General features: G+C 63.2%; 19 protein-coding genes. 12 read left to right on the forward strand and 7 right to left on the reverse strand.

The annotated features are described in order from the left end of the window. Window positions 1-204: 204 nt before the first annotated feature. The 4 genes from NR193_RS05380 to NR193_RS05395 form a co-directional block, all read right to left on the reverse strand. Window positions 205-1,263, reverse strand: coding sequence for an ABC transporter substrate-binding protein (locus NR193_RS05380; RefSeq protein WP_256749840.1), 1,059 nt, complete (start codon window positions 1,261-1,263; stop codon window positions 205-207). Next, window positions 1,248-2,117: an ABC transporter permease gene (locus NR193_RS05385; protein WP_256749841.1), complete on the reverse strand. Its 870-nt coding sequence runs from the start codon at window positions 2,115-2,117 to the stop codon at window positions 1,248-1,250. Before NR193_RS05385 ends, NR193_RS05380 begins: the two co-directional genes overlap by 16 nt. Beyond that, window positions 2,114-2,998, reverse strand: coding sequence for an ABC transporter permease (locus tag NR193_RS05390; protein ID WP_256749842.1), 885 nt, complete (start codon window positions 2,996-2,998; stop codon window positions 2,114-2,116). The genes NR193_RS05385 and NR193_RS05390 overlap by 4 nt, the downstream gene beginning before the upstream one ends. An 84-nt stretch (window positions 2,999-3,082) precedes the next feature. Further along, a complete protein-coding gene (locus NR193_RS05395; protein WP_256749843.1) occupies window positions 3,083-4,366 on the reverse strand; it encodes an FAD-binding oxidoreductase in 1,284 nt (427 codons plus the stop codon). A 221-nt stretch (window positions 4,367-4,587) separates the two neighbouring features. Here NR193_RS05395 and NR193_RS05400 point away from each other — a divergent pair, with 221 nt between their 5' ends. From NR193_RS05400 to NR193_RS05420, 5 genes are all read left to right on the forward strand, one after another. After that, window positions 4,588-5,745 (forward strand): fumarylacetoacetate hydrolase family protein, encoded by a 1,158-nt coding sequence (locus NR193_RS05400; RefSeq protein WP_256749844.1) that lies wholly within the window; start codon window positions 4,588-4,590, stop codon window positions 5,743-5,745. A gap of 307 nt (window positions 5,746-6,052) precedes the next feature. Next, a complete protein-coding gene (locus tag NR193_RS05405) occupies window positions 6,053-6,988 on the forward strand; it encodes a substrate-binding domain-containing protein (RefSeq protein ID WP_256749845.1) in 936 nt (311 codons plus the stop codon). 117 nt (window positions 6,989-7,105) lie between these two features. Then, complete coding sequence (locus NR193_RS05410) at window positions 7,106-8,092, forward strand: ABC transporter permease (protein WP_256749846.1); 987 nt, start codon at window positions 7,106-7,108, stop codon at window positions 8,090-8,092. A gap of 3 nt (window positions 8,093-8,095) precedes the next feature. Continuing rightward, window positions 8,096-8,887 (forward strand): ATP-binding cassette domain-containing protein, encoded by a 792-nt coding sequence (locus NR193_RS05415; protein WP_256749847.1) that lies wholly within the window; start codon window positions 8,096-8,098, stop codon window positions 8,885-8,887. 125 nt (window positions 8,888-9,012) lie between these two features. After that, window positions 9,013-10,035 carry a LacI family DNA-binding transcriptional regulator gene (locus NR193_RS05420; protein WP_256749848.1) on the forward strand — a complete coding sequence of 341 codons (1,023 nt, stop codon included), beginning with the start codon at window positions 9,013-9,015 and terminating at the stop codon, window positions 10,033-10,035. Window positions 10,036-10,386: 351 nt separating this feature from the next. Here the strand turns inward: NR193_RS05420 and NR193_RS05425 are convergent, their stop codons facing one another. After that, window positions 10,387-10,977, reverse strand: a complete 591-nt coding sequence (locus NR193_RS05425) for a TetR/AcrR family transcriptional regulator (RefSeq protein ID WP_256749849.1) — start codon at window positions 10,975-10,977, stop codon at window positions 10,387-10,389. 77 nt (window positions 10,978-11,054) lie between these two features. After that, the gene (locus tag NR193_RS05430; protein WP_256749850.1) at window positions 11,055-11,375 is read right to left on the reverse strand and encodes a hypothetical protein; all 321 of its coding nucleotides are present in this window, start codon (window positions 11,373-11,375) and stop codon (window positions 11,055-11,057) included. A gap of 83 nt (window positions 11,376-11,458) precedes the next feature. Here NR193_RS05430 and NR193_RS05435 point away from each other — a divergent pair, with 83 nt between their 5' ends. Both NR193_RS05435 and NR193_RS05440 read left to right on the forward strand, forming a co-directional pair. After that, complete coding sequence (locus NR193_RS05435) at window positions 11,459-14,644, forward strand: efflux RND transporter permease subunit (RefSeq protein ID WP_256749851.1); 3,186 nt, start codon at window positions 11,459-11,461, stop codon at window positions 14,642-14,644. 15 nt (window positions 14,645-14,659) lie between these two features. Beyond that, window positions 14,660-15,814: an efflux RND transporter periplasmic adaptor subunit gene (locus tag NR193_RS05440; RefSeq protein WP_256749852.1), complete on the forward strand. Its 1,155-nt coding sequence runs from the start codon at window positions 14,660-14,662 to the stop codon at window positions 15,812-15,814. A 44-nt stretch (window positions 15,815-15,858) separates the two neighbouring features. Here NR193_RS05440 and NR193_RS05445 read toward each other — a convergent pair whose 3' ends face one another. Continuing rightward, the gene (locus tag NR193_RS05445; protein ID WP_256749853.1) at window positions 15,859-16,767 is read right to left on the reverse strand and encodes a LysR substrate-binding domain-containing protein; all 909 of its coding nucleotides are present in this window, start codon (window positions 16,765-16,767) and stop codon (window positions 15,859-15,861) included. A 103-nt stretch (window positions 16,768-16,870) separates the two neighbouring features. Here NR193_RS05445 and NR193_RS05450 point away from each other — a divergent pair, with 103 nt between their 5' ends. From NR193_RS05450 to NR193_RS05470, 5 genes are all read left to right on the forward strand, one after another. Further along, the gene (locus NR193_RS05450) at window positions 16,871-17,659 is read left to right on the forward strand and encodes a 2OG-Fe(II) oxygenase (protein WP_256749854.1); all 789 of its coding nucleotides are present in this window, start codon (window positions 16,871-16,873) and stop codon (window positions 17,657-17,659) included. 114 nt (window positions 17,660-17,773) lie between these two features. Then, window positions 17,774-18,466, forward strand: a complete 693-nt coding sequence (locus NR193_RS05455; protein ID WP_256749855.1) for a GntR family transcriptional regulator — start codon at window positions 17,774-17,776, stop codon at window positions 18,464-18,466. Window positions 18,467-18,501: 35 nt separating this feature from the next. Then, window positions 18,502-19,608 (forward strand): mandelate racemase/muconate lactonizing enzyme family protein, encoded by a 1,107-nt coding sequence (locus tag NR193_RS05460; protein WP_256749856.1) that lies wholly within the window; start codon window positions 18,502-18,504, stop codon window positions 19,606-19,608. A gap of 1 nt (window position 19,609) precedes the next feature. Beyond that, entirely contained in the window at window positions 19,610-20,794 is a 1,185-nt protein-coding gene (locus NR193_RS05465) for a mandelate racemase/muconate lactonizing enzyme family protein (RefSeq protein WP_256749857.1), read from the forward strand. Window positions 20,795-21,029: 235 nt separating this feature from the next. Continuing rightward, complete coding sequence (locus NR193_RS05470; RefSeq protein ID WP_256749858.1) at window positions 21,030-22,694, forward strand: ABC transporter substrate-binding protein; 1,665 nt, start codon at window positions 21,030-21,032, stop codon at window positions 22,692-22,694. Window positions 22,695-22,723: the final 29 nt, after the last annotated feature.

Below are 22,723 nucleotides of genomic sequence, written 5' to 3' on the forward strand. Positions count from 1 at the left end.
CCCTCATCCGCCTGCCGGCACCTTCTCCCCGTATAGTGACGGGGAGAAGGGAGATAGCCGCAACGCCGGCACCCTTCCGCTGGTGATTGGCGAAACCGGCGAGGACAGCGCCCCTCTCCCCGTCACTATACGGGGAGAGGATGCCGGCAGGCAGGTGAGGGGCAGCGCAAACTTCGCCAATTGGTCGTCCAATACGGCCACAGCTCAGCCGCCTGCCTTGACCTTCTCGAACATCTTGGCAAGTTCGTCATTCTGTTTCATCGGCCCGGTGAAGATGGTGGTCTTCAGCATCACTTCCGGATCGGACGGCAGCTGCAATTTCTCCAGATCCTCCTTCGGCACGGTGGCAAAGGCAGAGCTCAGCGAGCTGCCATAGCCATAGGACTCGATCAGGTATTTGCCCGAGTCGGCGTCCAGCCGGCTGTTGATGAAGTCGTAGGCGAGATCGACATTCTTGGCGTCCTTCAGCATGACGAAGCCGCAAGCCCAGGTCAGCATGCCTTCCTTCGGCTTCATGAACTCGACCGGCACGCCCTGCTTCTTCAACGAGGTGGCGGACGCGTTCCAGGTCATGGCGGCGACCAGTTGGCCGCTTGCCAGCGCCTGCTCGACCGAAGTCATGTCGGTGGTGTAGTTGGAGAGCAGCGGGCGCTGCTCGCGCAGCTTTGCCGCCACCTTGTCCATCTCAGCCGGCGTCATGTCGAACGGATTGACGCCGGCCAGCAGCGCCGCAACGATCGGCGTGTCATGCACCGCGTCGATCGTCGCCATGCGACCGGCGTACTGCTTGTCCCACAGCAGGTTCCAGCTCGCTTCCGGGTTCTTCACCAGATCGGTGCGGTAAAGGATCGACGTGTTGCCCCAGTCCCACGGCACCATCCAGACCTTGCCGTCGCCGGCCTGCAGGTCGGGCAGGTTCTTGAAGACCGGGAAGATCGAATCCCAGTTCTTGATACGCTTGGTGTCGATCGGCTGCAGCAGGCCTTCCTTGTTCCAGCGCGCCACCTTGTCGTAGCAGGGATGGGCGATGTCAGGGCGGAAGCCGGCCTTGACCTTGGTGAAGGCGTCATCGTCGTCACCGAAGATCGAGGCCTCGACGCCATCGGGGTGCGCGGCGAGGAAGCTCTTGTTGAAGTCGGGCAGTTCGTAGCCCGACCAGGTGAAATATTGCAGCTTGTCGCCGGCGAAAGCGACGGTCGACGACAGCGCCAACGCCAGGGCGGCCAGACCAGCCCGGGCCGTCTTTATCAGGTCGAATGCCATTGCAGTTCTCCTCTCTCGGTTTGTTTTGGTTGTGATGGATCCGCGGGTCGTGGCGCCGGCGCGGACAGGCCGCGATGGCGCAGGATTTCGGCGATTGCCGCAATGACGAAGGACACCGCCAGGATCGACGTGCCCAGCGCCATGACCGTCGGCAACGATTTGGGGAAACGCAGCTGGCTCCAGATGTAGAGCGGCAGCGTCGGCTCGGTGCCGGCGAGGAAGAAGACGACGATGAATTCGTCGAACGAGATCAGGAAGGCCAGCATGAACGCCGAAACGATGGCCGGGAGGCTGAGCGGCAGCATCACGCGCCGGAAGGTCGTCCAGTCGGAGGCGCCGAGATCGAGTGCCGCCTCGCGAATGGTTTTCGGGATGGCCGCGAAGCGGCTGCGCATGATCACCACCGTCGTTGGCAGCGCCACCAGAATGTGGCCGAGAACGATGGCAATGCGCGATGGTCCGAGATCAATGAGATTGACGAGGATCAGCAGCGATATGCCGACGATGACGCCCGGGATCAGGATCGGCAGCCGCGCAATGGCACTGATGGTGGCGGCCAGCGGCGAGCGGCCATAGAGGTCCATGTAGGATACGGTGATGCCGCAGATCGTTGCGCCGGTGGCGGCTATGGCACCGATGACCAGGCTGTTCAAGAGCGCGCCGGACAATGCTGAATTGCCGAACAGCGTCGCGTACCATTGCAAGGTAAAGCCTTGCAGCGGAAACGCTGGCTGGATCGAATTGTTGAAGGAAAACAGCGGGATCAGCAACACCGGCAGATAGAGAAAGACCAGGTAGGCGACGACGTAGACGCCAAGCCAGCGGCCGCCTCCTTCCGTGCGCGCGCCGCTCATGTGCGGCTGCCAAATCTGCGGTCGGTGAAGCGCGCGACCAGCACCACGCAGAGGATGACCAGCATGACGGCGACGGAGAGCGCGGCGCCAAATGGCCAGTCATTGGCCTTGCCGAACTCAGCCTGGATCAGCGTACCGATCATCGTACTGGCCGGGCCGCCGACGAGCGCTGGCGTGACATAGTCGCCGACCGTCGGCACGAAGACGACGAGGGCCGCCGCCAGCACGCCCGGCATAGAATTGGGTAGCACGACCCGGCGGAACGATGTGAAGGGTCTGGCGCCAAGATCGGAAGCGGCCTCGATCAGCGATTTCGGGATTGTGTCCAGCGCCACATAGATCGGCAGGATGGCGAACGGTGCATAGGCGTGGGCAAGCGTGACGACGACGGCGGCCGGCGTGTTGAGAAAGGCCAATGTCGGCTCGGACCAGATGCCGCTTTCGATCAGCGCCGAATTCAGCACGCCATTGTAGGCCAGAACGATCTTCCAGGCGAAGACGCGCAGGAGATAGCTGGTCCAGAACGGCAGCGTCACCAGGAACAGCAGCAGGCCGCGGCGCCGTCCGGCGTGAAAGGCGAGATAGTAGGCGACCGGATAGGCGGTGACGACCGTGGCCAGCGTGACCAGAGCGGCAATGACCAGCGAGCGCAGCGTCACCGTCCAGTACAGCGGATCGGACACCACGGTGGCGAAGTTCGCCACGGTGAAACCGGCGCCGAGCAGCGAACCGTCATTGCCGCGGAAGGCGAGGAAAAGCACAAGGCCAAGGGAAAACAAGATCAGCAGGAAGGTGACCAGCGCGCCCGGCAGCAACATGGCGATCCGGAAGCCCGATGAAGACCGGGCCTCTGGCGCTCGTGTTGCAACTAGGGTCGACATCGACCTGCCCATCGAAATTTTGAAATTAGCTAAGAATTTTTCATATTCATGAAACTGTCAAGCGGAATCCCGTTGATGCCGCGGTCAACGCTCCAGCGCGTCGAGCAAGCGATACCAGGCGATCGTTGCGGCGACGCCGACCTGCCGGAAAGCATGAAACGGGATCGGCCGGATCGGTGAAAGCGGAAATGGCAATTGCCTGGCATCACCACTTTGGAGATAGCCCGCGAGGCGCTCGCCAAGCGCCGTCATCAGGCCGACGCCGCGGCCCTGGCAACCGACCACGGCGACGAGGCCCCGCTCGGGCTCGTGGATATGCGGAAGATGGTCCGGCGTCATCGCCACCCGGCCGAACCAGCGCCTTTCGATGGCGAGGCCAGACAGTGCCGGATAGAGCCGCAGCAGTGCGCGCTCGAGATGTGCCCAGTCACCGGCACTCGACGGCAAGGCCATGCGGCCACGCCCGCCGAGCACCAGCCGCCCATCTGCGCTCTTGCGGTAATAGACAAGGATGCGCCTGGAATCCGACACCGCCTGCCCTTCAGGCAGGATTGTGGCTGCCAGGTCAGGCGGCAACGGCGCGGTCGCAATCTGGAAGGAATGCAACGGCACGATCGTCTCGGCGAGGCCGGGGATCAGGCCGTCCGTGTAGGCGTTGGTCGCGAGGACGACGGCCTTGGCCTGCAATTCCGCGCCATTTTCGGTTGAAATGCGCCAGATATCGGCGGCATTGGTGAGCCGTACGACCCTCTGGCGCTCGGCTATCCTCACACCAGCCGCCGCTGCGACCCGGGCGAGTTCCGACGTATAGGCAAGCGGATCGATCACACCGGCGCGGCGATCGTGCCAGCCGCCGAGATAGCCGCGCGCGCCAGTCATCGAAGCGATCTCCGTCGCGCTCAGAAGCTGGACGTCGGCACCCCGCGCCCGCCATTGCCGGTCACGGTTTGCCGCTGCTTTCAGTGCAACCTCGGTATGAGCCGCCTGGATCCAGCCCTTTTGAACGAACGGTACCGACAGCTGTTCGTCGCGGATCAGTTCGAACACCGCATCGGCAGTCGAGGCGGCAAAATTGACAAGCGCCTCGCCGCGCTCCTCGCCAAAATGCTCCAGCAGCCATTCCGGATCATATTTGAGGCCGGGAATGACCTGACCGCCATTGAGCCCCGACGCGCCCTGGCCGATTTCACCGGCCTCCAGCACCTGGACCGACATGCCAAGGCGAGCAGCATGCAGCGCGGTCGACAGACCCATGATACCACCACCGACAACCACGACATCGACACGATCGCCGCTCGGAAAAAGCGACTGGAACTTGGAGGCTGCCTGCGGCTTGCGCCAGATCGGATCGGAGAATGGTGCGGACAAAGGGTCACCTGGATTACGCTGCGTTTCGGTGAAAATCCTAGCCAATATTTCACAATTTTGAAAGAGCGCCTCGATTTTCGTTTGTGGACTGTCTCCAACAGATCATCGCAGAACTGGAATCCGATCGGCAGTGACGGGATAGACCTTTGACCGGAATCCGGTGAAAGTGCCGCGCCGATCCGGCCAGCTCGCATTGTTGATCATCCAGAGGACCGAACGCCATGACGAACCCGACGCACCTGCCCGCTGAAGGCCTTTTTCTCGGCCGCGCCAGGAGCAGCGATGCCTCGCATCCGCTGGTGGTCACGGTCCGCGATGGCACCGTGTTCGACATCACATCGCGTGCGGCTCCGACCGTGCGTGATGTCTGTGAGATGCCTGATCCCGCCGGTCACGTCCGATCGGCCGAGGGCAAGCCAATCGGGTCACTCGACGCCATCGCCTCCAACAGCTTCCAGGCCACATGCGATCCGGCAAAGCCGTATCTCCTGTCCCCGGTCGACCTGCAGGCGGTCAAGGCGTCGGGCGTCACCTTCGTCGTCAGCCTGCTGGAACGGGTGATCGAGGAACAGGCGCGCGGTTCGGCGGAAAAGGCCGACGCCATCCGCGCCGACATCGCCGGGTTGATCGGCCACGACCTGTCGAAGCTCAAGCCCGGCTCGCCCGAAGCGATGGAGATCAAAGCCAAGCTCATCGCCCGCGGCGCCTGGTCGCAATATCTGGAAGTCGGCATCGGCCCCGATGCCGAGATCTTCACCAAATGCCAGCCGATGGCCTCGGTCGGCTTCGGCGCCGATGTCGGCCTGCACCCGGTGTCGACCTGGAACAATCCGGAGCCGGAGATCGCCATGATCGCCGCCAGCAGCGGCAGGATCGTCGGCGCCACCATCGGCAACGACGTCAATCTGCGCGACGTCGAAGGGCGCTCGGCGCTGCTGCTCGGCAAGGCCAAGGACAACAATGCCTCGGCGGCACTTGGCCCTTTCATCCGCCTGTTCGACGACACATTCTCGATCGATGACGTGAAACGGGCCGTCGTGCGCCTGAAGGTCGAGGGCGAGGACGGGTTCTCACTGGAGGGCGCGAGCTCGATGGCCGAGATCAGCCGCTCGCCGGAAGAACTGGTTGCCGCCGCCATGGGCCCGCATCATCAGTATCCGGATGGGCTGGCGCTCTATCTCGGCACCATGTTCGTGCCGTCCAAGGATCGCGGCGAGAAGGGCAAGGGCTTCACCCACAAGGTCGGCGACATCGTCACCATCTCGTCGGAGAAATTCGGCGCGCTGGTCAACCGCGTACGGTTGTCACCCGACTGCCCGCACTGGACCTACGGCGCCAGCCATCTGATGCGCGAGCTGGCGAAGGCGGAGCTCATTTAGGGTCCTCGCCCAGAAGGGCAGCCACCAACCGGCGCGTCGAAGGCGGCCAGGACAACCCGTTCGGCTGAGCCCCGACGCCAATCATCCGAGCGTCGGAAAAAATCACCTCAACTGATGCAATCTGATGGGACCGTTGATGGCGCCTCGTCGGACGCCAACTACGACTTGCAGATGGAGGCTTGCCATCCGTCGAAAAAGGGAATGCTCTGACGCATTCAACTTGGCGCCGGCGAGAGAGACGCGATCCGGTTCTTGCCGGAACAAGAAGTGGATCCGGACTGATCATCTTCAAACGGGAGGAAATCAAATGCTGACACGGCTAAGACTCGTTTTATACGGCCTGTTGGTGGCGCTGATGGTGGTACCAGCAGCGGCACAGGCCAAGACGTTCTACTGGATTTCGCATGGCGGTCCGGCCGATCCGGTGTGGACCTACTTCCTCGCCGGCGCCAAGCAATGGGCGAAAGACACCGGCAACACCGTCAACACCTCGTTCCACAATGGCGACGTCGCCTCGCAGCAGGAGGCGGTTCGCGCCGCCCTCTCCGCCAAGGCCGATGGCATCGTCACCACCAGCCCCGATCCGGGCAGCCTCGTCGAGATCGTCAAGGAAGCCCGCGCGGCCAACATCCCGATCATCAATTTCAACACGCCCGATCCCAAGGCCAATTTCAACGCCTATGTCGGCGGCGACAACGTCACCTTCGGCAAGCACTGGGCGCAGTATCTGGTCGACAAGGGGCTGGTGAAGAAGGGCGACTTCGTCTGGATGCCGGTCGAAATCCCCGGCGCCACCTATGGCGTCCAGGAAGAGGAAGGCATCAAGAGCGTCTTCGGGCCGCTGGGCATCACCTATGAGATCACCGAGGCGACGCTCGATCAGGCCGAAGTGATCAACCGCATGGTCGATTACCTCACCGCCAACAAGGCCAAGGTCAAAGCGATCATCGGCCTCGGCGACCTCGTCACCGGCTCGATCAAGCGGGTCTTCGACCAGGTCGGCATCAAGCCAGGCGAAATCCCGGTCGTCGGCTGGGGCAACTCGCTCGACACCACCCAGGAAGTGCTGAACGGCTATGTCAATGCCGGCCAGTGGCAGGACCCGCAAGCAACCAGCTATGTGGCGTTGTCGCTCGCCAACATGGCCGCCAGCGGCATCCCTCCGGGCTTCAACGTCATCACCGGCGCGCTCTATGAAAAGGACACCGCCGCGGTCTACGACAAGATCCTGTCCGGTAAATAAACCCGCGATCCCTGGCGCCGCACCTTTTCGCAGCGCCGGGGATTTTCTTGCGCCGCGACATGTCCCGCTTGATGCGGTGGAGGTCCCGGCTCGTTCCAACCAAGTCGCGGGTACCTCGTGGAAAATCGTTCGCTCATCCAACGCCTGATCGCGCGGCCTGAATTCGGGCCTTTCGTGCTGCTCGTCATCGAGATCGCTGTTTTCTGGGGCTTCAACCACGACTTCCTGTCGCCCCAGAACATCTCCAACACGCTGGCCTTCACGGTCGAGCTCGGCCTGATCGCGCTGGCGATGACGCTGCTGATGACGTCAGGCGAATTCGACCTTTCCGTCGGTTCGCTGTTCGGCTTTTCGCCGGTGCTGATGTGGACGCTGTTCAACAGCGGTCTCACCTCGCTTGAAGTCGGCTTCATCGTCGCGCTGCTGGTCGCAGCCTTGATCGGCCTGGTCAATGGCTGGTTCGTGACGCAGCTCAAGATCCCGTCCTTCCTGGTCACGCTCGGCATGCTGCTGGTGGTGCGCGGCACCGCCCTTTTCGTCACCGACGGTTTCCCGCAACGCACATGGAGCGCGGAAGGCAGCTGGCTGGCGGAGGCGCTGGTCGGCGACTTCTTCATCGGGCCGTTCCGCATTTACATGTCGCTGTTCTGGTTCATCGCCGCGGCCATCGCGCTCGGCTATGTCCTGACGCAAAGCCGCACCGGCAACTGGATCCAGGCAGCCGGCGGCAATCCCAACGCGGCGCGCGCCCGCGGCGTCAATGTCAGCGGTGTCAAGATCGGCCTGTTCATCCTGTCGTCGGTCATGGCATCGCTCGCCGGCGTGATCAGCTCGCTGCGCACCTCGGCGGCCAATCCCAACAGCGGCACCGGCTATGAGCTCGAGGTCATCGCCATGGTGGTGATCGGCGGCACGGCGCTGACCGGCGGGCGCGGCACGATCATAGGCACCGTGCTCGGCATCCTGATCCTGCGCGTGATGCGCAACGGCATCGTGCTGATCGGCGTGCCAGGCCTCGCCTACAACATCTTCATCGGCGCGATCATCCTTGGCATGATGGCGCTCCATTCATGGCTGGAACGCCGGCATCAGGCAGGGACTTGAACCATGGCCGAGCCACTGATCCGCATGCAGAACATCCGCAAGTCCTATGGCCGCGTGCAGGCCCTGGAGGATGCCAGCTTCCACGTCAATGAAAGGGAGATCGTCGGACTGCTCGGCGACAACGGCGCCGGCAAGTCGACGCTGATCAAGGTGCTTTCGGGAGCGGTGCCGCTGACCAGCGGCGATATCTTCATCCGCGGCAAAAAGGTCAACCTCCGCAGCACCAGCGATGCCATCGCCCACGGCATCGAGACGATCTACCAGGACTCGGCGCTGGTCACGCAACTGTCGATCGCCCGCAATCTGTTCCTCGGACGTGAACCGATCAAGCCGCCGCGTTTCCTCAACCGCATGGACCAGGACGCCATGAACAATGTCGCCCGCGACCTGCTCAAGCAGGTCGGCATCTCGAAGAATATCCCGCCGACGACGCCGATCGGCTCGCTGTCCGGCGGCGAGCGCCAGGCTGTGGCCATCGCGCGCGCCATGCACTTCGACAGCGACCTCATCATCCTCGACGAGCCGACCAACAATCTCGGCGTTGCCGAGACGCAAGGTGTGCTGAGCTTCGTGCGCAGTGCCCGCGATTCAGGGCATTCCTGCATCTTCATCGCCCACAACATCCACCATGTGTTCCAGGTGGTCGACCGCATCGTCGTCATGCGCAGGGGCAAGGTGGTGGCCGACGACATCGACCCGAAAAAGACCAGCGTGGCGGAAGTCGAACGGATCATCACAGGCATGTCGGACAAGGAAATTCGCGATGCCATCGCCGACGGCAAGCCATCGCACTGAGCACGGGCGGAAGCCGCCTTGTCAAACCAGCTGAAATGCGTCCGGTTGATGGGCGGCAATCAGCCGTCACCTCAAGTCGCATCGCTCGTCTGGCGCGGTATCGCATCGGCGCATAGGGTTGCGGGATGAAAGCCACCGTCTCGGATATTGCCAGGAGCTGTGGGCTGTCGACCGCAACGGTCGACAGGGTGCTCAACAACCGGGCGGGCGCCAGCGCGGCCAACCGGCAGCGCGTGATGGAGGCAGCCAAGCAGCTCGGTTATCTACCGGTGGCCGATCAGGTGACGCTTCCCTCGCGACCCGCCCATCTCGAATTCCTGCTGCCGATCGGCACCAACGCTTTCATGAGCGATCTCGCCGGACATATCGAGGACTACGCCGCGCGCCTGCCGCTGGTCGCTTCTTGCCGGATCCACAACCTTGCCGGGATCTCGCCGAACGCCTTGCAGAGCGCCATTGAAAACCTCTCGCTCAGGGCCAACGGCGTCGGTGTCATCGCCATCGACCACCCGCGGACCCGCAACATCCTGCGCGACATCGTCGATGCCGGCATCCGCCTGGTGACGCTGGTGTCCGATATTCCGGCGGCACCGCGATCGGCCTATGTCGGCATCGACAACCGGGTGGCCGGACGAACGGCGGCACTGTTGATGGGACGGTTCCTTGGCGGCCGTACCGGTCGTCTGGCGATGGTCGTCGGCTCGCGCTCCTATCGCGGCCACGAAGAACGCGAAATGGGTTTCCGCTCGGTGCTCAACGAGGAGTTTCCCAACCTGATGATCAGCAGCGCCGTCGAGATCAACGACGAGCCGGAAGTGAGCTATACCGAGACCATGAAGGCGCTGCACAACGAGCCGGAATTGCTCGGCATCTATTGCGTCGGAGCCGGACGCTCGGGCGTGGCAAGAGCGCTCCGCGAAGCCAAGCCGAACCGCAAGCCGGTGTTCATCTGCCACGACCTGACAAGGGAAACGCGAGGCTATCTCGTCGACGACCTGCTCGATGTCGTCATCGACCAGAATGCCAGGCTGATCGCCGAACAATCCGTCATTCGCCTGCTCGGCTCGATTGCATCCTCCGCGCCCTATCTGACAAGGAAGTTCATCGAGCCGCGATTGATCTTCAGGGAGAACGTGCCGGCGCAGTGATGGCGCGCCGCGAAGGCAGCCTGTGCTGTTCTGGCCACAGCCCACAACTTTCGCGCGCGATACGGCGAATCTGCACAGCTGCTATGCACGATCCACGATTGCCGAATCGTTGGGCACGTCATAGCTTCTGGTTGTCGGCCATCTACTCCTCCCAGATGCGATGCCGACGCTGAATGGGGTGCACCTCCTCCCGCGCCACATTCGAAATCGAGCCCGCTGCCACCTCCTCCCGGCAGCGGGCTTTTTTCGTTTCGGCCAGAAATGATTGCAGCGCCTTCCACGCCAATGGCGTGAGGCGCCGTCCAATTCCCGGTCATGAAATCGAATGGGGCGTCAGCGATCCGCGAGACTTCAGCCGGCGGCAGTGCCCCGGAAGGAAACGATCAGCCCTTCGGCCATGCGCACGAACTGCGTGCTCGGCCCTTCGGTGCCCACGGTCTGCACACTGACACGCGCGCCTTCGAACAGCAGCGACAGCGTATCGGCGAGCAGTTCGGCCTGACCAATGCCGGCATCCCGACATAGCGTCACCAGGCGCTCGCGCTGGGCTTCCTTGAGCTCCTTGATCACCAGCCTGGCCGGATGGTCCGGCTCGGTCAGCTCAGCGGCGGCATTGGCCATGTCGCAGCCGCGGCCGTCAGCCTTGAGCATGGCAGCCGCCTTGCGAACCCAGGCATGCAGTTGGGCAAGCTTGTCACCAGGAAATTCGGTCTCGAACGCGTCCCACATGGCGCCGGCCTTGGCCGCGTTGGCGCGCAGACACTCGACGATCAATTCGTCCTTGGATTCGAAGTGACGGTAGAGCGTCATCTTGTTCGTGCCGGCAGCTTCGGTGATGGCGTCGACGCCGACGCCCTTGATGCCATGCTTGTGGAACATGTCACGCGCTGTCTCCAGAATCCGATCCCGGGGACGAGAGCGCTCCACGACGCCGTCTGCCATCATGATCTCCTTTCGTTTCCAAAAAACCCTCGGCCACCTCTTGACTAGGGTGTTACCGGTCTGTAACGTCATGAATGTTACTTACTGGTAACACCTATGTCGCCTTTCGTCAATAACAAGACCGTGAACTGGTCCTGCCAGATAGAGATGGGCGAAAAATTGCAGATCATGCGGCCTCGGCCGGTGAAGAGATGAAAAACGGTTCGCGAGCATGGGCTGCGAATCGACAGACAAGGAGCCGGCCAATGCCACAGCGCCGCGATCTTACCATAGATGAGGCCGTCCGGGATCCGATGATCCGGCTGGTCATGAAAGCAGATGGGGTCGACCCCCGCGCTTTCGAGAAAATGCTTCGCTCGCTTGCCGATGAACAGCGTCCCGAAGTGCCGTTGCTGCATTCGCGGGAAGCCTCCCGTGACGGGCACGGACAGTTGTCCAGGGTTGCCAGCGCCTTCGGGCGGGCAAGAGCAGCCGGCGAGGCATGTGTGTCGTGGTAAACTTCTTCATCCACCGTCCGATCTTCGCCTCGGCGATCGCCATCATCATGGTGCTCGCCGGGACGATTTGTTATTTCCTGCTGCCCGTCTCGCAGTTTCCGGATATCACGCCACCCCAGGTCGTGGTCAGCGCCCATTATCCGGGCGCCAGCGCGCAAGTGGTGGCCGACACGGTGACGACGCCGCTGGAGCAGCAGATCAACGGCGTGCAGGGCATGACCTACATGTCGTCGTCGAGCTCCAATGACGGCTCCTCGACAATCACCATCACCTTTGATGTCGGCTATTCCCTGAGCACCGCCGCCGTCGACGTCCAGAACCGCGTCTCGCAAGCGGCATCGTCGCTGCCGGCGATCGTCAACCAGGGCGGCGTGACGATCAAGAAGCAGAACCCGAACTTCGTCCTGATCGTCAATCTCACCTCGCCCGACGGTTCGATCGATCCGGTGGCGCTGAGCAACCTTGCCTACCTTCAGGTCGTCGATCCGCTGAAGCGTCTGCCCGGCGTCGGCGACGTGCAGATCTTCGGCGAACGGCGCTATTCGATGCGCGTCTGGCTCGACCCCGACAAGCTCGCCAATCTCGGCATTACCGCGGTCGACGTCCAGAACGCCATCGCAGAGCAGAACGTCCAGGTGGCGGCCGGCAAGATCGGCCAGTCTCCGGCTCCGGCCGGCACGGCCTTCGAGATGCAGGTCAATGCCGTCGGCCGCTTGAGCGATCCCAAGGAATTCGGCGACATCGTGGTGCGCGCCAACACCGCCAGCGGCTCCCTGGTGCGGCTACGCGACGTCGCCCGCATCGAGCTCGGCGCGCTGCAATATTCGTCGTCGGCCTTCTTCGGCAAGGACCCGACCGTCGTGCTCGCCGTCTATCAGATGCCCGGCTCCAACGCGCTCGATCTGCAGCAGCGCGTCAAGGACAAGATGCAAGAGCTGTCCAGCCGGTTCCCGAAGGGTGTCTCCTATGCGATGCACTATGACACCACGCGCTTCGTCTCGGCGTCGATGCATGACGTGCTGATCACGCTTGGCGAAGCCTTGGTCCTCGTCGTCGCCGTGGTGTTCATCTTCCTGCAGAGCTGGCGCACGACGATCATCCCGACAATCGCCATTCCGGTGTCGCTGGTGGCGACACTCGTCGTCATGGAGATGCTTGGCTTCTCGCTCAACATGCTCAGCCTGCTCGGCATGGTGCTGGCGATCGGCCTCGTCGTCGACGATGCCATCGTGGTGGTCGAGAATGTCGAACGACAGCTGGAGGCCGGGCTCAAGCCGCTCGCGGCGACAAAGGCAGCGATGGCCGAAGTCACCGGTCCGATCATCGCCACCACCGCCGTGCTGATGGCGGTGTTCGTGCCGGTCGCCTTCATTCCCGGCGTCTCCGGCCGGCTCTACAATCAGTTCGCGCTGACGGTGGCGATCTCGGTCGGCATCTCCGCCTTCAATTCGCTGACACTGAGCCCCGCGCTCAGTGCCGCCTTCCTGCGGCATCGCCAGCCAACGCAGTCCGTCCTGTTCCGCTGGTTCAATACGGGCTTCGACAAGCTCTCGCATGCCTATGCCCATGGCGTGCGCATTCTCATCCGCCTGCGCTGGATCATGCTTGGCCTGTTCGCGGCCGGCCTGGTCGCCACCTACTTCGTCTGGCAGCGCCTGCCGTCGACCTTCCTTCCGGTCGAGGACCAGGGCTATTTCTTCGTCGTCATCCAGTTGCCCGACGGCGCGTCGCTGGAGCGCACCGACGCGGTGGCGCAGAAGGCGCGTGACATCCTGCAGTCGACGCCCGGCGTCGACATCGTCGGCTCGATCAGCGGCCTGAACTTCCTGACCAGCGCCGCGCAGTCGAACTCAGCGGTCGAATTCGCCATCCTGAAGCCTTGGGAGGAACGCGGTCCCGACCAGAGCGCATCGAAGCTCGTCGCCGATGTGCGCGGCAAGCTGATGCAGATTCCGGAAGCCTTCGCGCTGAGCTTCGATCCGCCCTCGATACCTGGTATCGGAACGACAGGCGGCTTCGAATTCGTCGTCGAGGATCTCACCGGTCGCGGCAGCTCGGCACTCAACGACGCGACGCAAGCCGTGATCGCCGAGGCGCGCAAGCAGCCGGAAATCAATCCGCAGCAGCTGTTTTCGCCGTTCTCGACCTCGACGCCGCAGTTCAACTACGATCTCGACCGCAGCAAGGCCAAGCTGCTTGGCCTGAACCTGCCGGACGTGTTCAACACACTGCAGATCTATCTCGGCTCGCTCTACGTGAACGATTTCAACCTGTTCGGCCGCACCTTCCGGGTGACCATCCAGGCCGACAAGGATTCACGTGCGGGCGCCGCCGACATTTCGCGGCTCTATGTGCGCAATGCCTCCGGCGGCATGGTGCCGCTCAGCACGCTGGGCAAGCTGGTGCCCTTCGTCGGCCCGGAAACCGTGCCGCATTACAACAACAACGCCTCGGCCACGATCAATGGCGGTGCCGCACCCGGCTTTTCCTCGGGCCAGGCGGTCGCCGCGATGGAACGGGCCGCCGCCACCGCGCTGCCCAGGGATTTCGGTTTCGAATGGACCGGCATCACCTTCCAGGAGCTCAAGGCAGGATCGATCGCGTCCGTCGTCTTCGGCCTCGCCATCGTCTTCGTCTTCCTGATCCTGGCGGCGCAGTACGAGAGCTGGGCGATGCCCTTCATGGTGCTGCTGGCGGTGCCGCTGGCCCTGTTCGGTGCCTTCGCGGCGCTGTGGGCACGCAGCATGCAGATCGACGTCTATTCGCAGATCGGCTTCGTCATGCTGATTGGCCTGGCGGCCAAGAACGCGATTTTGATCGTCGAGTTCGCAAGACGGCGACGCGAGGAGGGCCTCAGCATCGTCGAGGCGGCGATGGAAGCCGCGCGGCTCAGGCTGCGGCCGATCCTGATGACGGCCTTCGCCTTCATCCTCGGCGTGCTGCCGTTGATGTTTGCCACCGGCGCCGGCGCCGCCAGCCGCCAGTCGATCGGCACCACCGTGTTTGGCGGCATGGTCGCGGCGACCATCCTGTCGCTGGTGTTCGTGCCGGTCTTTTACGCGGTCATCGAACAACTGCGGGAACGCCGCGAAAGCGGCGAACCCGCCTCCAAGCAAACTGAACCGACAGCCGAACCCGCCTTCCCTCCCCTTGCGGAAGCGGCCGAATAAGATTGGAGACTAATCATGCGTAAATGGAAAATCGCGTTGGGAGCGGCTGTCGCGCTGGGTGCCATTTCGGTGGCCAGCGTCCACCTGCTCGACATGGGCAATCTCAGGCTGAGCACCGGCACGGCCGGAGCGGCGACACCCGCTCCGGCGGCGTTTGTCATGCCTGTGCCGGTGGCGAGCGTCGTCAAGAAGACGATCCCGATCTATCTCGACTATGCCGCCCGGATCGAGCCGATCCGCAGCATCACGCTGCAAGCGCGCGTCCCCGGCTACCTGCAGGAGCAGACGGCGCAAGACGGCGCGGATGTGCGGCAGGGCGACCTTCTCTACAAGATCTCGCCCGACGACTTCCAGGCCGCACTCGACCAGGCGAAGGCCCAGGTGCAGCGCGATACGGCGACGCTCGATTATGCGCGTTCCAATCTCGGCCGCGGCACCGAACTCGCCAAGAGCGGTTATCTGGACAAGGACAGCTTCGACCAGCGCACCAGCACCTTGCGCGAAGCGCAAGCGTCGCTGGCTCTCAACCAGGCGGCTGTACGCACGGCGGAGCTCAATCTGAGCTACGCCGAAATCCATGCTCCGTTCACCGGGCGCCTGGGCCGCAACCAGGCCTCGGTCGGAACGCTGGTCAGCGTTGCCGGCACCGTGCTCAACACGCTGGTGCAGCTCGACCCGATCTACGTCACCTTCAATCCGAGCGAGACGGATCTGGCCGAGATCGAACAGGCCCGCGCGGCCGGCCCGATCGAGGTCGAGGTCCTGCTCCCGGGTGAGACCGAGACCAGCCAGAAGGGCGAACTCACGTTCATCGACAACACGGTCGACCACTCGACCGGCACAATCACCGCCCGCGCCACCATCGGCAATGCGAAGTTCACACTGATGCCCGGCCAATATGTCCGCGTGCGGCTGCATATCAAGCAGCAGCCCGATGCGTTGATGGTGCCGCAGACGGCGCTCGGCTCAAGCCAGCTCGGCAAATATCTCTACGTCGTCGGCAAGGGCAACACGGTCGACCAGCGGCTGGTCTCGCTTGGCCCGACGAGCGGCGATCTGGTGGCCATCCTCAGCGGCGTCTCCGAAGGCGACCAGGTGATAACAGGCAATCTGCAGAAGATCGGACCCGGAATGCCGATCTCGCCACTGCCACAGAAACCGGCTACCTGACTCCCCCGCAGGCCCGGTTTCCGCACGGCGCCCTCGACCTTTTCTCAGGTCGCGGGCGCCGTTTTCGTGAGAAGCTCTACCAGACCCGCGACATCGGCCCGGTCAGCCTTGGCCGGCGGCATGAACGCACAATAGGGATGCCCAAGGCGAACCGAGACGGATGACAACGCGATCAACCGACCGGCCTCCAGATCGGCGCGCGCCATGACCCGCTGGCCAAGGGCAATGCCCAGACCCAATCTTGCCGAGGCGATCGCCAGGCTAGACAGACCGACCCGGCGCCCATGCGAGGGATCGGGCGCGCGACTGCCGCCGGATGCCGCGAACCAATCGGCCCAGGTCGGGTGCGAGGCGTAGTTCGGTCCCCAATTGGTGTGGATGAACAGGCTCTCATGCAGATCCGCCAGGTTTGGATCACCATTGCCGTATCTGTGCCAGAACTCCGGCGCGCAGACCGGCAGCACGTCGTCATGGACGAGACGCACCAGTTTCAGTCCGGGATAGTGATAGTCGCCATAGCTGATGCGCAGGTCGATGTTCTGGCGCGTGAGGTCGACCGGATCGTCCTCGACCCGAACATCGATCGCCATCCGCGGAAAGGTATCGAGAAGCACGGCCAGCCTCGGCGCCAGCCACAGTTCGGCCAGCGAAAACGGCACGCTCACGACCAGACGTGTCCTCAAACCGCCTTCCTGCATGCGCCGGCCGATCGCGGCGATGTCGCCCAGCGCACGCGCGGTCTGTGGGTAGATGGCGTGGCCGGCGTCTGTCAGTGCGATGCGGTTGCCGCTGCGCACGAAAAGCTGCTTGCCGAACCAGGTTTCGAGATTGCGTATCTGCTGGCTGACCGCCGCCGAGGAGACGCCAAGCTCGGTCGCGGCCAGGGTGAAGCTGCCGGCGCGGGCGGCGACTTCAAAGGCCTTGATGGCATTCAGCGGAGGCAGCCGTTCCACATCGGGCTCCATAAGTTTTTCTTGCTCAATCCTAATAATTTTCCGCGTTGAGAGAAAGATTTTTTTGCCATCTCATGTGCGCGGAACCTCGGAGCTTATGATCATGAAAGACATTCTCGATCTCGACCGCTATCCGCTCGACCGCGAAGGCAGCGCCGAATGGCAGCACCTCGTCGAACAATCCATCGCGGCGGTCGAAGCCGGCGGCATGTTCAACCTCGAAGGGTTTCTGCGGCCCGGCGTGGCTGAAAAGGCGGTGCGGGAAATCAAGCCGGTCATGGATGCGCGGTCGCATGTGCACAAGCGGACGCACAACATCTACTTCAAGCCTGATATTCCCGAGCTTGCTCCCGATCACCCGGCCTTGCGCAAGGTCGAGACCATCAGCCACACCGTCTGTGCCGACCAGATCCCCGGCAGTGTCGTGCTCGCCATCTACGAATACGAACCGTTGCAGCGCTTCCTGGCGGCGACAATGGGCAAGAGCCGGCTGCATGTCATGCAAGATCCGCTGGCGCGCACCAATGTCATGGCCTATCGGGCCGGCGAGGCGCTCAACTGGCATTTCGACCGCTCGGAATTCACCACCACCCTTCTGCTGCAGGCGTCGGAACGCGGCGGCGATCTCGAATACCGCACCGACCTCCGTTCGGACGACAATCCCAACTATGACGGCGTCGCCAGATTGCTCGAAGGGCGTGACCCCGAGGCCAAGATCCTGCGCATGAAGCCGGGCACGCTGAACGTCTTTCGCGGCAAGAACACCGCGCATCGCGTCACCACCGTCGAAGGCAATCGCGAGCGCATGATCGCGGTTTTCTCCTATTACGAGAAACCCGGCGTCATGTTCAGCGACGAGGAGCGTATCGGCTTCTACGGCCGCGCGGCCTGAGGACCGATTGTCAGGACGCATCATGCTTCGAGGCCATCGAAATCCGAAAATAGTCTCTTGTTAGATTGTCGACAATCTGCTTGTCTTGCTCTCGGTTTCCTTGGGAGTGGCCGAATGGGGAAAGCGGATTTCAGTCCGATCGCGGACACCACGCGCCGCGCCGAAATCGTCGCGCTGCTGCGGCGCGCGATCCTGACCGGCCAGTTGGAACCAGGCCAGAAGCTCAACGAGCTCCGGATCTCCGAACAGATGCGGGTCAGCCGCGCGCCGCTGCGCGAGGCGATGCGCGAGCTGGTCCAGGAAGGCATCCTGACCAGCATTCCCTATGCCGGCACCTTCGTCATCGATGTCACCGCCAAGGACATCGACGATGCCTATTCGCTCAACAAGGTGCTGGACGAGTTCGCCATCGAGCGGACATGGCCACTGCGCGACCAGCGGTTTTTCGATGAGCTCGACCGGCGCCACGAGACGGTGAAGCAGGCGACCCGCAACCGCGATACCACCCGCCAGATCGAAACGGCGCTGCAGCTGCATGGCCTGATCTACGAATGGGCCGACAATTCGGTGCTGCTGGAAACCTGGGCGCGATTGACCAGCCGGTTGCAGATGTATTTCGCGCTGCACCAGCAGGCACGCAAGGAAGCGGTACCGGCCGAAGACGTTCACGAGACCTATGTGTCGCTGCTCAAGGGCACCGACATGCGCGCCGCCCAGCGCCATGCCCGCGAACACATCGACCTCGATTTCGAAGAGCTTCTCTCTTACGCGCGCGGCCTCGAACAGCGCCCGTCGAAAGGCGCCTGACCAATTCCCAGACATCGTAGCCAACGGACAGACACGTGCAGATCGAAACCATAAAAGCCTACCATGTCGTGCAGCCCTTCGTGGACGGGCCTTATCGCATGTCGAAGGGGCGCGTTGCCGACGCCTTCGACGCGGTGATCGTTTCCATTACCTCCGATAGCGGTTTGACGGGCTGGGGCGAGATGGCGCCGCTCGGCAATTTCTACTCGCCTGCCTTCGCGGCTGGCGTCCGCGCAGGTGTGGTGGAGATCGCGCCGCATCTCGTCGGCCACGATCCACGCGGGCTGGCCAGCATCGGCCGGTTGATGGACACGGTGTTCAAGGGGCACCCCTACATCAAGTCGGCGCTCGACATGGCGTGCTGGGATCTCGCGGCACGCGCCGCCGATGTACCGCTGGTCACGCTGCTCGGCGGCCAGGAGAGCGAGACCGCTGAACTCTACAAGGTCGTCACCCACGGCAGCGTCGACGACATGGCGGCGCTGGCGAAGCGGATCGTCAAGGATGGCTTCCACCGGCTGCAGGTCAAGGTCGGCGGCAATGTCCATGACGACATCGAGCGCGTCACCGCGGTCGCCGCTTCGGTGCCGAAAGGCACTGTCATCTTCTGCGACGCCAATGCCGGCTGGACGCCCTACCAGGCGCGCCAGTTCGCTGATGCGACGCGCGCCATCGACTACACGTTCGAGCAGCCCTGCATCACCATCGACGAATGCGTGTCGGTGCGCCGCTCACTCGACAAGCCGATGGTGCTCGACGAGTCCGTCGCCTCGCTCGACGACATGCTCGACATCCACCGCAAGGGCGCGGCCGACGGCCTGACGCTGAAGATCTCGCGGCTCGGCGGCGTCAGCAAGACCCGCCAGATCCGCGACCTCGCCGTCGACCTCGGCTTCATGATCACCGTCGAGGACACCGGCGGCGCCGAGATCGACACAGCTGCCATGGCGCATCTGTCGCTGTCGACGCCGGAGGAGCGCCGGCTGCACGCGATCGCCTTCCACGAATGGGTGACGGTGCGCACCGCGTCGAACATGCCACCGGTCAGCGGCAGCCGCATGGGCATTCCTGACGGACCGGGCCTTGGCATCGACGTCGTTCCCGGCCTGCTCGGCGCGCCGTTCTTCGAGGTCGGCCGCTGACATGAAAATCCGCCGCATCACGGCAACGCCGATCAACCTGCGCCTCGAGGCGCCTTACGCCTGGGTGTTCGGCGAACTCGACGGGTTTTCGCCAACCATTGTCGAGGTCGAAACGGAGGACGGCTTGATCGGCCTCGGCGAGGCCCCGACGCCGGCTGCCGCGGCAATTATCAACGATGGTCTGGCACCACGGCTGACCGGCCGTGACGCCTTCGACATCGCCGGCGCCGAGCATGTCTGCCTGCCCTACTGGACCGGTGTGCAATCGATCAACGACCGCAGCCGCATCATGGCCTTCGGCGCCATCGAGATGGCGTTGTGGGATCTGCGCGGCAAGGCATGGAACCAGCCGCTCTACCAATTGCTTGGCGGCGCCGTGCGCAAGGACATCCCGTTCACCGACTATTTTTCGTTGCGCGGAGACGGGCCAAAGGTGAAGGGCGAGACGACGCCGGAAGAAGTCGCCGACTATTGCGTCGAATTGCACGAGACGCACGGAACGACCTTCTTCGAAGGCAAGTTCTCGACCCAGGATCCGAAGATTTCGCTCAGGATGGTCGAGCTGATCCGCGAAAAGCTCGGCGACGATGCGATGATCCGCATCGATTCCAACCAGGCCTATTCCTTGGCGACGGCGCGGCGGCTGGCGCGGCCGCTGGAAGACCTCGGCGTGCGCAACTGGGAGGACCCGGTGGCGACGATCGAGGAGATGCGCGAGTTGCGGCGCCATTGCTCGATCCCGTTCTCGACCCACAACATCGACATCGGGCGGGCCATGGAGATGAAAGTGCCGGACGCTTTCGTCGGCAACCCGACGGCGCATGGCGGCATCGGCCGCCTGCTGCGTTTCGTCGGCGCCTGCGAACACGCCGGCATCGATTTCTGGTGCTACAGCGGCGACAGCGGCATCGGCAGCGCCGCCTATTTGCATCTGTGCGCGGCGCTCGGCTGGATCAGGGAGCCGAACCAGTCGCTCTTTCGCATGCTGCCGATGGATATCACCGAGCAGGGGCCGTTTTCGCCAAGGAACAACGTCGTGCGCGTGCCGGAGGGCCCGGGTCTCGGCATCACCTTGTCGCGGGAAAACCTCGCCGCCTGTCACAGAGACTTTACCGAGAAAGGACCGTGCAACAAGTATCATGACCCGGCAAAGCCCGGAACCTATCGCCGCTTGCCGCTGAACTAGATGACGACAGGCGGCCAAGACACAAGAAGCCAACCGCCACGACCCTGGTCGGGCAAGTCGGACACAGACGGATGGAAGCAGTGCAGCCAAGAAACCGGCGCATCCACGTCAAGGACTGGATGGACCGGACAAAACCGCATGCTAGAGTCCCGGTCGACAGGCTTCTGGCGGCCGGAAAATGGAGCAATCCACGAAATTTCGTCAACCATAAGAAATAGGGGAAAGGGTAAAACCCATGAGCAGGAACTATAGCATCCTCGACCTGATCCGGCGCAATCGTTCGCCGCTCGAAAATCACCTCATCGATGGCCTCGTCGACGGTCGCGTCAGCCGCCGCGACTTCGTCCGCCATGGCAGCCTGCTCGGCCTGTCGCTGCCGCTGCTGGGCCGTATCGGCATGGCTGCCGGCCTTGGCAGCATGCCCTCACTGGCGCGTGCCGCGGGCGCACCCGGCGCCACGATCCGTGTCGCCAGCAGCGTGCCGGCGGCGACGATCGATCCGGTCACCATCGCCGATGCAGGCGGCCTGCTGGTCATGCAGCAGGTTGCCGAATTCCTCTGCGTCGATGGACCCGACCTCGTGCTGCAGCCGGCGCTGGCCGAGAGCTGGAAGCCGAACGACAACGGCACGGTGTGGACCTTCAAGCTGCGCAAGGGCGTGAAATTCCACAGCGGCGGCGAGATGAAGGCCGACGATGTCGTGGCCAGCATCGACCGCCTTGCCGACCCCGCCAATTCGTCCAACGCGCTGTCGGTGTTCACCGGCATCCTGCAGAAGGGCGCCACCAAGAAGGTCGACGACTACACGGTGGAGTTCCATCTCGACGCTCCGAATGGCAACTTCCCCTACATGGTGTCGTCCGACAACTACAACGCCGTCATCATCCCGGCGAGCTACAAGGGCGACTACGAAAAAAGCTTCGACGGCACCGGGCCGTTCAAGATCGAGAAGTACACGGCAAAGGTCGGCGCATCCTTCGTCCGCAACGAAGACTATTGGGGGCCGAAGGCATTGCCCGAGCGCACCGAGTTCACCTTCTTCGCCGACACGCAGCCACAGATCCTGGCACTGCAGGGCGGGCAGGTCGACATCATCAACCAGATGCCGGTGCTGGCGGGCGTCGCGCTGCTCAACGATCCGAATGTCGACATCATCAGCCTGAAGTCGGTCGCACACCAGCAACTGCATTTGCGCTGCGATTCCGATCCCTTCAAGGACCCGCGCGTGCGCCGCGCCATCGCGCTCAGCCTCGACCGCGACAAGCTGGTTGCCGGCCTGATGAAAGGCCGGGCTTCACCGGGCAACGACAGCCCGTTTGCGCCTGCGTATCCCTCGACCGATACAAGCGTGCCGCAGCGCAAGCAGGATATCGCGCAGGCCAAGCAGCTGATGGAAGCGGCCGGCGCCGGCAAGGGCTTCAAGGTGACGCTGACCACCGAGCGCTACCTCGAAATCCCCGAATACGCCCAGCTCATCCAGAACTGGGTCAAGGAGATCGGCATCGAGCTCGAGCTCAACATCCTCGACCAGGGCGCCTATTACGGAGACGCGGTGTTCGGCAAATCGAACTGGCTGGATTCGGTGATGGGCATCACCGACTATGGTCACCGCGGTGTGCCGAACGTGTTCCTTGCCGCGCCGCTGAAAAGCGACGGCACCTGGAACGCGGCGCACTTCAAGAACAAGGACTACGACACACTCGCGACCAGCTATATCGCGGCGCTCGACCTCGAGGCGCAGAAGGCGACGGCAGGCAAGATCCAGAAGCTGCTGCTCGAGGAAACGCCCGTCATCTTCGGCTATTTCTACGACTACCTGACAGCGACGGCGAAAGGTGTCACCGGCGTGCAGCCGACCGCGATGTCGCAGCTGTTCCTCGACAAGGCATCGAAGGCCTGAGCCAGAAGGGAAAGCCAATCCTCTAACAG

It is taken from the genome of Mesorhizobium sp. Mes31, from assembly GCF_024519675.1.
Classification (GTDB): Bacteria; Pseudomonadota; Alphaproteobacteria; order Rhizobiales; family Rhizobiaceae; genus Mesorhizobium.

Coding starts and splice junctions, on each gene's coding strand:
- NR193_RS05435 (WP_256749851.1), top strand. CDS start 11,459: ATGTGTGTCGTGGTAAACTTCTTCATCCACCGTCCGATCTTCGCCTCG.
- NR193_RS05455 (WP_256749855.1), top strand. CDS start 17,774: ATGGGGAAAGCGGATTTCAGTCCGATCGCGGACACCACGCGCCGCGCC.
- NR193_RS05385 (WP_256749841.1), bottom strand. CDS start 2,117: ATGAGCGGCGCGCGCACGGAAGGAGGCGGCCGCTGGCTTGGCGTCTAC.
- NR193_RS05415 (WP_256749847.1), top strand. CDS start 8,096: ATGGCCGAGCCACTGATCCGCATGCAGAACATCCGCAAGTCCTATGGC.
- NR193_RS05470 (WP_256749858.1), top strand. CDS start 21,030: ATGAGCAGGAACTATAGCATCCTCGACCTGATCCGGCGCAATCGTTCG.
- NR193_RS05420 (WP_256749848.1), top strand. CDS start 9,013: ATGAAAGCCACCGTCTCGGATATTGCCAGGAGCTGTGGGCTGTCGACC.
- NR193_RS05425 (WP_256749849.1), bottom strand. CDS start 10,977: ATGGCAGACGGCGTCGTGGAGCGCTCTCGTCCCCGGGATCGGATTCTG.
- NR193_RS05465 (WP_256749857.1), top strand. CDS start 19,610: ATGAAAATCCGCCGCATCACGGCAACGCCGATCAACCTGCGCCTCGAG.
- NR193_RS05400 (WP_256749844.1), top strand. CDS start 4,588: ATGACGAACCCGACGCACCTGCCCGCTGAAGGCCTTTTTCTCGGCCGC.
- NR193_RS05380 (WP_256749840.1), bottom strand. CDS start 1,263: ATGGCATTCGACCTGATAAAGACGGCCCGGGCTGGTCTGGCCGCCCTG.
- NR193_RS05390 (WP_256749842.1), bottom strand. CDS start 2,998: ATGTCGACCCTAGTTGCAACACGAGCGCCAGAGGCCCGGTCTTCATCG.
- NR193_RS05405 (WP_256749845.1), top strand. CDS start 6,053: ATGCTGACACGGCTAAGACTCGTTTTATACGGCCTGTTGGTGGCGCTG.
- NR193_RS05440 (WP_256749852.1), top strand. CDS start 14,660: ATGCGTAAATGGAAAATCGCGTTGGGAGCGGCTGTCGCGCTGGGTGCC.
- NR193_RS05450 (WP_256749854.1), top strand. CDS start 16,871: ATGAAAGACATTCTCGATCTCGACCGCTATCCGCTCGACCGCGAAGGC.
- NR193_RS05430 (WP_256749850.1), bottom strand. CDS start 11,375: ATGCAGCAACGGCACTTCGGGACGCTGTTCATCGGCAAGCGAGCGAAG.